The organism is Burkholderia sp. FW306-1C-G01B, assembly GCF_058781685.1.
In genome coordinates this window covers 166,068-180,444 of the sequence record NZ_JBYSWZ010000001.1, presented here as the reverse complement: position 1 = coordinate 180,444, position 14,377 = coordinate 166,068, and the positions used below count along the sequence as shown (strand labels likewise).

General features: G+C 64.9%; 3 protein-coding genes. All 3 read left to right on the top strand.

Translation table 11 applies throughout. The features are described from left to right. The first annotated feature begins 3 nt into the window (after positions 1-3). Complete coding sequence (locus tag AC3WLY_RS00750) at positions 4-924, top strand: peptidylprolyl isomerase (protein WP_492308414.1); 921 nt, start codon at positions 4-6, stop codon at positions 922-924. 161 nt (positions 925-1,085) lie between these two features. After that, positions 1,086-12,974: a two-partner secretion domain-containing protein gene (locus AC3WLY_RS00745; RefSeq protein WP_492308415.1), complete on the top strand. Its 11,889-nt coding sequence runs from the start codon at positions 1,086-1,088 to the stop codon at positions 12,972-12,974. Further along, entirely contained in the window at positions 12,958-13,794 is an 837-nt protein-coding gene (locus AC3WLY_RS00740; protein WP_310131448.1) for a hypothetical protein, read from the top strand. Before AC3WLY_RS00745 ends, AC3WLY_RS00740 begins: the two co-directional genes overlap by 17 nt. Positions 13,795-14,377 lie beyond the last annotated feature (583 nt).

The window sequence follows — 14,377 nt, the reverse complement described above, 5'->3', positions numbered from 1 at the left end:
CTCATGAATCGCCTGTCGAGCGGCCGCACGGTCGCGATGCAATCGAACCTTTCCGCCCTTGTTCGCAAGATCGGCATCGCGCTCGCCACTGCGGCGCTTTGCGGCGCTGCGGCACAGCAAGCGTACGCACTGAACAAGGCGGAGAAGAAACCCGTCGACGCGGCCGCCGCAATGCCCGCCGGCGCGGTCGCGAGCGTGAACGGCGTGCCGATCGCGCAGGCGCAAATCGACGAAGCCGTGCGCATGTCGAAGGCGCCCGATACGCCCGCGCTGCGCGCGGCGCTGAAGAATCAGCTGATTGCGCGCGAGCTGTTTCGCCAGGCGGCGCTGAAGCAGCATTACGACACGAAACCGCAGGTCGTTGCCGCGGTCGAGCAGGCGAAGGCGCTGGCGATGACGCAGGCGTACCTGCGCGATCAGGTCAAGCCGGCACCCGTCGCGGAAGCGGACGTCAGGGCGCGCTACGACGCGGTCGTCGCGACACTCGGCGAAAACGAATACAAGCCGAGCGTGATCGCGGTCAACGACGCCGACACCGCGAAACAGATCATTGCGCGACTCAAGAAGGGCGAGGACTTCGGCCAGCTCGCGCAGCAGTTCAGCAAGGGGCCTGCCGCAGCGCAGGGCGGCGCGCTCAACTGGATCTCGTTCAAGACGCCGATCGAAGCGGGTCATACGCAAAACTGGCCGCAGCCGCTCGCCGAAGCGCTCGTGAAGCTGCCGCAGGGCGGTCTGACGCGCGAGCCTGTGCAGGTCGGTGACGCGTACTGGATCCTGCGTGCCGACGACAAGCGGCCGACGCAGGTGCCGACGTTCGATCAGGCGAAGGACACGCTGCGACAGCAACTCGAGCAGGTCGCGATGGAGAAGGCGACCGCGCAGATGGTCGCGGACCTGATTCGCAACGCGCGGATTCAGCAGTAGGCAGCAAGTAGCAGGTAGCAGGTAGCAGGTAGCAGCGTCGGGCAACGGCCCGGCGAACACGCATGCGATGCCGGGCGGGGAAATCCCGGCATCGCGCGGCGCCACGGTCGGCCGGCCGATGGCGCACGGCGCAAGTCATAAAACGAAGCGAACAACAGAAGATGAACACGTCCAAGCGTAAGACCTTGCAGCAGCTTGCCGCCGCCGGTGCGGCGCGAATCGGTGCGCGTGCGCGATCGGCGGCATGTGCGCCGCGTTTCCTCGCGGTTGCACAGGTCGCGGGTTCGTACCGCTGGTGGCAGCGCGCGACCAGCGCGCTCGTTGCGCTGACGATGTTCATCGGCCCGATTACGGTCACCGTCGAGCAGTGCCGCGATGCGGCCGGCGTGCTCGGCGCGGGCAATCGCCGTGTCGACGACGACGCATGGCAGCGGCTGCTCGATTTCGCGTCGCTGCGCGTGCGATTCTCGATGCAGCTTGCGGCTGCCGCGCCGATTACCGATCCGACGGCGCCGATCTCGTTTCAGCCCGCCATCACGCAGTCGACCGGCGCCGGCGGCGGCGTGCCGATCGTCAATATCACCGCGCCGAACGCGGCCGGCATTTCTCTGAATCAGTATCAGCAATTCAATATCGATCCGGTCGGGCTGATTCTGAACAACAGCCTGATGTCGGGCACGTCGCTGACGGGCGGCAACGTGCAGGCCAACCCGAACCTGAACGGCCGCACGGCGAGCGTGATCGTCAACCAGGTCACGTCGACGGGCAATGCGTACGCGAGCTTGCTGAACGGCCCGCTCGAAGTGTTCGGCGCACCCGCGGCCGTCGTGATCGCGAACCCGAACGGGATCACGACGCGCGGCACTGGCTTTACCAACACGATCGGCGTGACGTTGTCGACCGGCGCGCCGCAGTTCCTCAGTGGCGTCGGCGGCAGCGCGACCGACTTCGCGAACGCGAAGGCGCTCGGCTACAACGTGACCGGCGGTCACCTGCAAATCGAGGGCAATGCCGGCGTCAACGGGCCGGGCGCGGGAATCGAGGGGACCGTCGGCACGATCGACCTGATCGGCGAGACGATCGGCATCAATGCCCCGCTCTATGCGGGCACGCGCATCAACGCGATCGCTGGACGACAGTTCGTGACGCCGTCCGTCGTGGACGCATACGGCACCACGTACGGTACGGCATCGAACGGCTCGGACAATTCCGCCGCGGCGATCAATGCCGCGAACGGCGGCGCGAACCGTTCGCTCGCGATCGACGCGACCGCATTCGGCGCGATGACGGCCGGCCAGATCCAGGTGATCGGCACCGCGGCAGGGATGGGCGTGCGTGCCGACGCGCAGCTTGCCGCGAATGCGGGCGACCTGCTGCTGTCGGCGAACGGCGACGTGTCGGTTGCCGGTTCGGCCGCGCAGCGGCAGGCGACGGTTCATAGCACCGGCAATGTGTCGATGACCGGCGCACACATCGGGGTCGGCGGCTATGCGATCGATGCGAACGGCGACGTGACGTCGACCGGCACGATCCAGTCGGGCGGCAAGCTTGCCGTTTCGGCCGGCGGTAACGTGAACGTCGCGAACGCGCAATCGAGCGGCGACATGACGATCGCAGGCGGCACGAATGTGGCGCTCGGCGACGTACAGGGCGGCGGTGCGTTGTCGGTTGTCGCGCGCGGCACGAACGGCACGGGCGACGTGAACCTGAACGGCACGTCGGTCGTAACCGGCGCAACCACCGTGCAGGCGGCCCGCGACGTCAACGTGAACGGGCAGACGAACAGCGGCACGCTACAAGTCACCGCGCAACGCGATGCGACGGTCAACGCGGCGCTGCAGACGTCGGGCGATCTGGCGTTGACGGCCACGCAGGGCAATGTCGCCGCCCATGCGGCAGTGAAGAGCGGCGGCAATCTGGCGCTGACGTCCGGACAGGACACCCTCGTCGCATCGCAGGCGACCGCGCAGAACGCGGTCGGCGTGCACGCGGGGCGCGACCTGAGCGTGAGCGGTTCGCTCGCGAGCGGAACGACGTTCGCGGCCGATGTCGCGCGCGATGCGTCGGTCGGCGGCTCGCTGATGGTCGGGACCGACGCGCGTGTCGACGCGGGGCGCAACGTCGACGCATCGGGTGTCGTGATCGTCCAGCGCAACGGGACACTGAGCGCACGCAACGACATCACGGGAAGCGGTTCGATCGCGTTCGGCCAGAACGGCGCGTTGAATGCCGCGCATGACGTTGCGCTGACCGGCAAGCTGCTCGCCAATGGCCTGCAAGTCGACGCCGGCAACAGCGCGAGCCTTGCGGCGGTCCAGTCGGGCGGCGCATTCGGCGTGACGGCAAACGGCAGCGCCGGCGGCGGCGACGTCGCGTTCAACGGCAACGCGGCGGCGCTCGGCGCGGCCGACGTGCACGCGGCGCGCGACGTCGTCGTGAACGGCACGCTCGCAGGCGGCGCGCAGGTCGCGCTTGCCGCGCAGCGCAACGTGATCGTCAACGGCAGCGGCACCGTGCAGGCCGTCGGCGATCTCGCGATGACGGCGGCGAGCGGCAGCGTCACGTCGGCCGGCACGTTGAACGGCGCGGGCGCGCTGACGGCGCAGGGCGCGCAGGACGTCGCGCTGACCGGCGCGACGACCGTAACGGGCGATGTGACCGCAACGGCTGGCCGGGATCTCGTGATCGGCGGTGCGTTGGCCGGGCAGGGTGTCGCGACGCTCACGGCCGCGCGCGACATCGTCGCTGGCGGCACCAGCGGCTTCGTGCAGGACACGACGCTGAGCGCGGGGCGCGATATCGGCGTGACCGGTGCGTTCCAGGGGCGCGCCGTCTCGATGACGGCAGCCGGTTCGATCGCGCTGAACGACGTGCAGGCCAACGCGGGGCTTCGGCTCGCGACGCGCACGGGCGACGTTTCGATCGGCGGCGACGTGAATTCGCTGACGAGCGGGACGATCGACGCGGCGCGCGACGTGATCGTCAATGGCACGTTGCGCACGGCAAGCGGCCTGGTCATCGGTGGCGGCCGCAATACGTCGATCGGCGGGACGGTCCAGTCGAACGGCGACGTCGCGCTGACGAATGCGGCCGGCTCACTGACGAGCACCGGCAATATCCAGTCGGGCGGCAATCTGTCGGTGAACGCCGCGCAGTCCGTGGATCTGGGCACGCATTCGACGTCGTCGCTCGGCGACCTGACCGTGAACGCGGGACGCGACCTGACGATGAACGGCTCCGTCGTCGCGCAGGGCAACGGCACGCTGAACGCCGGCGGCGCGATAGGCGGTGCGGCCGCCGTTGCGTTCGGGCTCGCGGCGAACCTCGGGTCCGGCGGCGATACGAATCTCACCGGTTCGCTGCGCGGCGGCAACGTGCGGACGACGGCCGGCGGATCGGCCACGCTGCACGACGTGCAGGCTGCAACGACGCTCGCGCTCGGCGCGGCGAACGACCTGAGCGTGACCGGTGCGGTGACGGGCGGCGCGGACGTCGTGCTCGCCGCCGCGCGCAATATCGACATCAGCGGTTCGTTGCAGTCGGCCGGCAACACGTCGCTGCTGGCGACGGGCGGCAGTGTCGGATCGACCGGTGCGATCGCGAGCAATGGCGCGTTCGACGCGCAGGCAGGCAGTGACATCAACCTCGGCGGCAACACGACCGTGTCGCGCGACACGACGCTCGCGGCAGGACGCGACGTCAACGTAAGCGGATCGCTGGCCGGACAGGGACAAGGCGTCGTCAATGCGGCGCGCGACATCGTCGGTGCAGGCACGTTGACGTTCCGCCAGCAGGCGACGCTCGAAGCCGGGCGCGACGTCGCGCAGCGAGGGCTGATCCAGGGGCAGTCGGTCAGCGTGACGGCGGCCGGCAATGCGGCCGTGAACAACGTCGAGTCGACCGGCACGATCGCGCTGCGCGCGAACGGTACGAACACCGCAACGGGCGCAGGCGATCTGCGCATCGACGGTTCGGTCGCCGCCGCGGGCGCGATCACGGCGTTCGCGCAGAACGACGTTGCGATCGGCGGCAAGGTCGCGAGCGGTTCGACGGTCGGCGTCAACGCGCAGCGGAACATCGCAGTGGGCGGCGCGATCGAGTCGGTCGGCGACACAGTGCTCGCTGCCCGGCAAGGCAGCCTCAACGCAACCGGCGGCATCAACAGCGGCGCCAGGCTCGATATCGCGACCGGCCTCGACCTGTCGCTGGGCGCGAGCACCAGCGCGATCGGCGATGCGATGCTGACGGCCGGCCGCGATGCCACGCTGAACGGCACGATGGTCGGACAGGCGAACGGCACGGTGACGGCCGGCCGCGACATCAACGGCGGCGGCAAGCAGGCGTTTGCTGCGACCGCAAACTATACGGCGCAGCGTGACGTCGCGCTGACGGGCGGCATGCAGGCGGCTGCGATCACGGTGATCGGAGGGAACAATGCATCGCTGCACGACGCGTCGTCGTCCACCACGCTGACGCTGACCGCGAACGGCAATGCCGGCGAAGGCGATGCGGGCATCACCGGCGCGGCATCGGCGCAGGGCGCGGCGAGCATTACGGGCGCGCGCGACGTGTCGATCAGCGGCACGCTCGGCAGCGGCGATGCGCTGGCATTGACTGCGCAACGCAACGTGTCGGTCAGTGGCGGCGTGGAGTCGAGGGGAGATCTGAACACGACCGCGACGAACGGCAGCGTGCTGCTGACCGGCTCCGCGACGACCGCGGGCGCGTTCAACAGCATGTCCGGGCTCGATACGCAGCTCGGCGGCCAGATCGCGGTGGCGAAGCAGACCCGCGTGCAGGCCGGCCGCGATATCGCGTTGACCGGGGCACTCGCGGGACAACTTGACGGCGCGCTGAGCGCGGGGCGCGACATCGGCGGTGCGGGGTCGGCGGCATTCGCGCAGGCGGCGGCCCTCGACGCGGCGCACGACGTGGCGCTGACCGGCGCGCTGCAAGGCGCGAGCGTCAACGTAACGGGCGGGAACCATGCGGGGCTCGGCACGGTTCAGGCCGTCAGCGGCAATCTCGACGTAACGGCGAAGGGCGGTGCGGGTGGCGGCGACGTGACGATCGGCGGGGCGGCAACCGCGTTCGGAGCGATGCAGCTGCAAGCCGCACATGACGTATCCGTTGCGGGCGCAATCAACACCGGCGGCACGGCGACGATCAATGCGGCGCACGGTGTCGCGCTTTCGGCGGTCAATTCGGCGGGGAATCTCGGCATAACCGCATTGAGCGGCAATGCGACGGCGGCAAGCCTGACGACACAGGGCAACCTCAACGTCAGTGCCGTGCAGGACATTGCGGTCACCGGACAAGCCGTCGCGGGCGGGAATGCATTGCTGAACGCCGGTCACGACATGACGCTGACTGGCGGTATCGGCGCGCAGCAAAGCGGCACGTTGACGGCCGGCGGCTCGGTGAGCGCTGGCTCAATCGCGTTCGCCCAGCAGGCGACCGTCAATGCGGGCGGCAGTATCGCGGTCGCGGGCAGCGTCGGGACCAACGGCGATCTCGCGATGATCGCCGGTAACGATCTGTCGGCCGGCTCGGTGCAGGCGGGCGGTGCAATCGGTTTGCAGGCACAGGGCCGCAACGGCGCCGGCGACGTGATGGTGAACGGCGCGGTGGCATCGGGCATCGCGACGACGATCACGGCCGCGCGCGACGCGGGCATCGGTGCGGCGTCGAGCGGTGGCGCGCTGAGCGTGACCGCGGGACGCGATCTCGGTGTCGCGGGCGCGATCAATTCGAACGGCGATGCGGCGCTGACCGCGACGACGGGCAATCTCGGCGTCGGCGGGGCGGTCGTGTCGACCGGGAATTTCCGGGCAAATGCTGGCGGTGGACTGGCGCTGCTTTCCGGCGGGCTCGTGAACGGCGACACGGCACTGACGTCGGGCGGCGCGATGACGCTCGGCGGCGCGCTGTTCGGCCTCGGGGCCGCGAGCATCAACGCGGGCGGTGCGATTGCCGGCGGCGCGGCGCTGACGTACGGCAAGGACATCGCCGTCAATGCTGGCGGCGGCATTGCGCTCGGCGCGATTCAGGGGGCCGGGAAGTTTACGGCGGTGTCCGGCGGCGACATGTCGTTCGGTGCGACCACCGCGGTCGGCGACGTATCGGCTAAGTCGAATGCCGGCAGCGTGACGTTCGGCGGGCTGTTGCAGTCGGGCGGCAACGTCACGGTTCAGGCTGCGAACAACGTGTCGCTCTCGGGCGGTGCTGCATCGATGGGAACTGTCAACGTCAACGGCATCAACGGCAACGTGTCGGTCGCGGGCGTGTCGTCGAACGGCGATACGACGTTGCATGCGGGGCAGACCGTCACGTTGAGCGGCAACAGCATCGTTGCGGGGCAACTCGGTGTGTCGGGCGGCAACGTCACGCTGAGCGGTTCGGCAGTCGGGTCGAAGAACGTGACCGTTTCCGCGCAGGGGACGGTCGATGCCGGCAATGCTTCGCTCGTCGCATCGCAGAACCTGCAGGTGAACGGCTCGAACGTGACGCTCGGCAATGCGACGGTCGGCGGCGCGCTCACCGCGCAGGCATCGAACCAGCTCACGCTGGCGGGCGGCAAGGCAGTGAACGTCGTCGGCAACGCGACGCTGACTTCGCAGAACGGGCTGTATAACGCCGCGAACGTGCTGGCCGGATCGCTCGATGTGTCTGCACCGAACCTCACGAATGCGGCCGGTGCGTCGCTCGCGTCGATCGGCACGACGACGATCAATGCATCGAGTTTTGCGAACGCCGGGCTGGTGAACGGGACGACGACCAACGTCACCGTCGGGGGCGCGCTGACGAACGTCGGCGGCTCGCTGATGGCCGTGAACGCGCTCAACGTCAATACCGGTACGCTGAACAACCAGAACGGGATCGTCTTTGCCGGCAACCCGCAGGCCGCGACCGGTGCGACCGGCGACGTGTCGCTGACGATCAATGGCGGGAACGGCGCGTTCTACAACGCGGGCGGACAGTTGCTCGCGCAACGGAACATGGGGATCAGCGCGGTCAACATGGCGTTCGATCCGTCGCAGGGGACGATCAGCCAGGGTGGCAATCTGTCGATCACGGCCGGGTACGTGAACGTCGGCGGCACGTGGAATTACGGCGGGCAGAGCGTTTCGCTGACGGGGCTGAACGGGATCACGAACGACGGCACGATCACGGGCACTGCGCCGCTGACGCTGACGGCCGGCGGCAGTTTCGAGAATCACGGGCAGGTCACCGGGTCGGACGTGACGTTCAACGGCATGCTGAACAACTCTGCTGGAGCGGTGGTGCATGCGGACGATGTATTGGCGTTGAACGGCAACACGATGAATCGCGGCACCGTCGAGGCGGGTAGCCTGCTGACAGTGAATGGCGGGAATTACGACAACCAGGGGGCGACGACGCAGTCGAAGGGAGATGCGGTGTTCCGTCTGGGCGGGACGCTGCAGAACACAGGTGGGTCGATCTTTGCGCAGCGGAATGTCGATATTTCCGCTGGCGCGGTCGTGAATGATCAGACGGCGCCGGGCGCGGCGACGACGACGACGCGGGACGTTGTCGATCCCACGTTGCTGTGGTCGGCCGCCGTGGGCACAAAGACCGAGTGGCGGCTGTCCCGCATTCCGGGGCCGGGCGACAGCGGATCGAACTACACGCCCAGCCCGCGTACTGTCAATGCAACGCTCGGGGACCTTCTTTCCCCTTCCGGGTTGTCGACGGACTCCGCCAGCCGACAGTGCGCGGGGCTGGATCGTTGCTTTATCGTCGGTACGCAGCCTGCGGCCGGATCGGGAGCGATCACGTTTGGCCAGTATGATGCGTACTTGGGAGCGGGGAACGCTACCGATGTCTATCTTCCGAAATGGGCGATCGAAACGGGTGCGACGGCGCCTTCGTCGATTACGCAGACATTCACGCTGCCGACTGTTCACGAAACGGTAACAAGTCAACAGGCTGGTACTTCGGGGGTCATTTCCGCAGGGAATTCGATCTCGCTCTCGGCATCGTCGCTGTCGAACCGCGGCGGGCAGATCGCCGCGCAGGGCGATATCAGACTGAACATCCAATCGCTGGACAACAGTGCAGTCGCGCCTACGCTCGTCAATCAGACGGTGCGGCAAGTCGATCAAGCGCAGTACACGACGTTTCTCACGCAGCTTAACGACGCGCTGTCGAAATCGACCTCGCTGAATCTGTTGCCCGGCTGGACGTACGGCGGTTTTGGCCCGATCTTCGTAAAGGACTCGGGCAGCCCGGCGGATAGCTTGCCGGTAACGACGTTCACGATCGCGGTCAACAGCACCGCGCCGACGTCAACCGGCACCCTGAGTTCGTCTACGCCGACGGGCATGATCGCGGCTGGACACGACTTGTCAGTGGGTGGCGGAAATCTGGATAACGCAGGCTTGCTGTACGCAGGCAACAATGTCGCCATTGCGTCCGGCACCCTGACCAACCAGGGCGGCAACCAGCAAAACTACTCGAGCCAGGTCGGCTGCGCGTCGGGCGTGCCGAATTCCGCATGCGGCAACGCAGGCCAACCTCGCGGCAACAATCCGACCACGACGACGTTCGGCTACAACCAGAACGACGCGACGATCTACGCCGGTCATGACCTCGTCATCGCAGCCGGCCAGATCAACAACACGTACGGCAACCTGCTCGCGGGTCACGACATCGTCATCGGCGGTGTCGGCACGACCGCGAGCTCGACCACGCCCGCACAGAGCCTGAACAACACGTCAGGCAACATCGTCGCGGGCAACGACATCAAGCTCAACGTGTCGGGCGCGATCACGAACAATTTGCCGCCGCCTGTTCCCGTACATGAGAACTACGGCAAGCAGGAGCAATACTCCGGCTGCATGACTGCCGGCGGCTACAAGGAAAGCTACTGCGAAGGCTACGTCGACAAGCAGTCGGGCAGCTCGTCGGTGATCAGCGCGGGCAACAACCTGCAGATCAACGCAGGCAGCCTGACGAACATCGGCAGCCTGATCGCCGCCGGCAACAACGCGACGATCGCCGTTGCAGGCCCCGTGGTCAACGAGGCGCAGGTGCTGAACGCCTACTGGCACTCGCATTGGGTGCAGGAAACGGGCATGTTCAGCAGCGACAAGCGTCACGATATCTGGGCGTGCGGCACGCCTGAGCAGTGCAAGGCGTTGTACGGCAGCGCGTATACGAGCACCGGTGGCACGATCGATCCGCCGACGCCCGTCGGCAACATCGCGGCGACGATTCAGGCGCCGAATCTGTCGATTTCCTCGAACGGACAAATCCAGAACGTCGGCAACGTGCTCGGTACGTACGTGTCGCTTACGGGCCAGAAGCTGATCAACGGCATCACGACGGCGAATACCTATACGCCGCGCGTGAACGCGCCGTCGCAAGTCATTTCGCTGAGCCCGGTGGACTTGCCGGGGCTGAATTTGTCGGTGCCGCGCGCGATTGGTACGGGCACGCTGCCGACGCCTGTCGCCGGCAAGGCGTCGTACGTCGACGGGTCGCTCGGCGGCTCCTCGCTCGGCTCGCGCGGGCCGCAGGACCTGCTGAACAACCTGCCGCAGAGCCTTCAGCCGTCGTCGACGCTGTTCTACTACAACCCGCAGGAAGAGGACCTGCTGTTGCAGCAGGCTGCGCTGAAGCAGACCGGGAAGTCGAGCTTTGTCGACGGTCTGACGTACGACAACAAGAACAACGTGTCGGTGACGACGCAGGAAAAGGAGTACCTGTACCAGAACGCGATCGACTACTCGAAAGCACATGACCTTCAACTCGGCGCTGCGCTGACGCAGGAGCAGATCAACGCGCTCGATCGGCCGATGCTGTGGTACGTGGAGCAGACGGTGCCGGACCCGACGTGCCACGCGACGGGTACGGCGTCGTGTCCGACGATCACCGCGTTGATGCCGCAGGTGTATCTGCCGCAGGACACGCAGGCGATGTCGGCGGGCGGCAATATCTCCGGACGCGACGTCACGCTGAAGTTCAATCAGGACGGCAACGGCAGCATTCTCAATACGGGGAGCATCACGGCGTCGGGGACGCTGAGCGTCGATACGCACACGCTCACCAATCAGGCGAATCAGGTCAACGTCGGGGAGATCTGGCAGAAGGTCGACGGCGGGTATCTGAACACGACCGGCACGGTTGTGCAGCCGGGCGGGTTCATGAGCGCGGCGAACATGGAGTTGAATGTTCAGGCGCTGAACCAGATCGGTGGGGCGCTGCAGAAGCTGAACGCCGATGGGACCGTTGACGCGGCTTCGACGCAGGCGATGCTTGCATCGCTGCAACGGCAACTTGGCGGCGACTTCACGCAAGAGACGGTAGCGGACCATCTGCATTCGGAGTTTGTAAAGCAGGGTGGATTCGGTCCGGAGCAGCTTCTTTCGATGGCTGCTGCTGTCGCGTTGTCCGTGATGGGTATGCCAGTCGTGGCGGCCATGGTGTCGACCGCGATGAACCAGGCGTTCAGCGATCAAGGGTTCAGCCTGGGGCAAGTTCTCAAGGCCGGAGCGGTTGCTTATGTGACGCAGGGGTTGACCGAAGGGCTTGAGCTCAATGCGTTGCCGATGCAGACGATCGGAAACAACATCGCAGCGAATACGATCACCGCGCAGCAGCTGCTTCAGGGAGCGTTTGAAATTGTCGGCCGTGGGTTGGTATCGGCTACCGTCGATACGGTCGCGTATGGGGGCAGTTTTGGGAGCGCATTGAAAGGAAGCGTCGTTAGCGATCTGGCTGCGATTGCGGCGAGCACTGTCGGCCAATTGAATCTTGGCAATGCTTTCGGCGAAGGTGGTCTGGGCAAGGTCGGATACGTGACGGCGCATGCGGCACTCGGATGTGCTATGAGTGCGGCTGGCGGTACGGGCTGCGCGAGTGGTGCGATTGGCGGGGCCACGAGCGCTGCGCTTAATTCGACCATTGATGCAAACGGCAATGTTCCGGCACCTGTACTGGCTGCCATTGGGACGCTGGTAACGGGGAGCATTGCGGGCGCTCTTGGATTCGACGTGCAGGGCGCGGTGACGGCGGCGCAGAATGAAACGCTGAACAATTGGCTGAGCCATAAGCCGGCCAGTCCGATGGAATTGTCCGAGCAGCAACAGCTCGACAAGGCTGTCGTAGCCTGCAACGCTGGGAGCTCGGACGCGTGCAAGGTTAAGAACGCGTTGCTGGCTCGCTCGCAACAACGTGATGCTGCACTGGCCAGTGCGTGCGCGGGCGGCTCGGGAACGCCAGCCTGTAAGGCTGCTGTCACGGCCGCACTTGCGGGTGGAAATAACGTCCAGTTTGTCAACGGCACGGCTTACGCATGGGATCCGAATGCGCCGGCCTTCAAGGGGATCGGCAACCCGTATCAAACGCTTTATGCCGCCTCGTTTGACGGTCAGCTTGCTGCCAGCGTGGCTGACGGACTCCAGATCGCTCCCATCGATATCCCCGGCGTCGCTGCGCTTACGAGTGTAATTGTCAAGGGCTTCGGAAAGCTGTTTGGTGCTGGAGCGGAGGCAGTGTCGACGGCTGCAGCTAGCGGCGGCCGTGTTTTCAACGGCATCGAACTTAACCCGAATCTGCCTGCGCCGGTCGCTGGCTGGGACTACTCGCCGAACATGTTGAAGGGGCCGTCGGAGAACCAGATCTGGTCACACTGGACGGGATATCAGGGCGAGATTAATCTGGCGAACACTGTGGCTGGCCTGCCGAACGAGACGGTGGTGCGCTGGGGCGATGCGATTGGAACAAACGGCAACGACATCATCTCGGTTAGCCAAGCAACTGGGCAGGTGACGTTGTGGGACAGCAAGTATGCAACTGCAACCGGCCTACTTTCTTCGTCGCCGACATTCACCCCAGGATCGACGCGCTTGAACAATGCGATTCAACAAGCGATCGATGCGATTGATAGTTCGGCTCTTTCGCAAACGGTAAAGGATAATGCGATTCAAAACCTTAATTTGGGGAACTTTACTACGAATACCGTAGGGTCCGGGGGGCTGAAGAACTCTGTTCATATTCGATTCTGCAATGCAAAACCATGTTGAGGCACGTATGCTCTTTGATCCAGTTCGCACAAGAGAGGTAATGATTGAGGGGACACTTCCCCGGGTTATTCGCACTGCTTATATGGACGGGCAACCGATGGGAAATATTGCTGCGCATAACATTTCTGATGTGGTTCGGGCGTGGCTTGTGGGATTGACACAGGAGAGCTCCCCAGTAATATCTCGCTCCCTCGGTTGGATTGAAAAGGCAATTGCATTGGATGAAGATTTTGGGATAAACAGAAATCTTCATCGAGTTACGTTGCATTGGGCGAAGGCGATCGCTGACTGGATGGATACCGGCTGGGACAGCGCCGAGTGGGAAAACGCACGCATCTTCGAAGAGGCCGCATGGCGGAATGAAACGCGCCCGTGGCCAATGAACGAGATCGTTCGCGATGGCCTCGATGATTATATGGCCTTCGCTTATCAGACAGGCGACGATGCTACGCCGGACGGTATGGAGGGCTTCGAAAACGGTATCCAGATGTATGAGCATTGGGTTAACGACACGCCACCCAGTCTTTCGAAAACGCTCAAGCCGCGAGAGTACGCTTACGCCCTGTGTCTTTATGGCTGCCGTCCTGAGATCGCTAGCGCTAACGCTTACACGCGCAACGCGTTGTTCGAAGCAGGTCGGCGTATGCTGAAGGCGAACCTCGAGTCGAAATGGTTCGGTGCCGGACAGTTCATACGCGGCACGACGTGGCTCAAGATCGTCTACTGGAACCGGGAGTCGTCGCTGACGCCGTTGCAAACCATCCTGAAGGCATACGATGACATGCCGAATGTAACGCGGCCAGGCTTTGTCCCGGGCTAGGGAAGATGGAGCGAGCCGAGGCGATTGCGGAGAACTGCCGCTTGTCGGTTGCTCTATGTGTTGCTGGCGTATCTAACAACATGTATCTGTTGTTCAACGTGACGACGACCGGCGCAATGCGGAACAAACGCCGGTATGGAAGCGTGAACCGGCGCGGCAGTCATAATTCTCCGCGATAACGCGAACTGTGGACCGTGACGAGTCGCTGGTGAACCCGTGTTGTGTATCTCTCAGAAATGTATATGCATGAATCGCCTCGTCAGCCAGACTAGAAAAATTACTCAAAAAACCTAAAGAACGCCGCGATCTTGCCGCTACTTTCCTCTGTATCACAAAAATGTGTGACGAAAGCCGCATAACCACACGACTAAACAACGAGGGGCGCACGGCCGACGAAGCCTTGTACACAACGAAAACGGGAGCGTATCGATTCGATGAGACGCACGGGCGAACCCGGGGCGGTGTGTCGTCATCCTCAGCCTTGCCGCCGCAGAACTGCTGCGGTATTGCCTTATCGGCCGTCGCGGGCATCGTCTCTCACGGCCGCACACCTGTCGGTTGCGCCGATCGGCGACCCATCCGC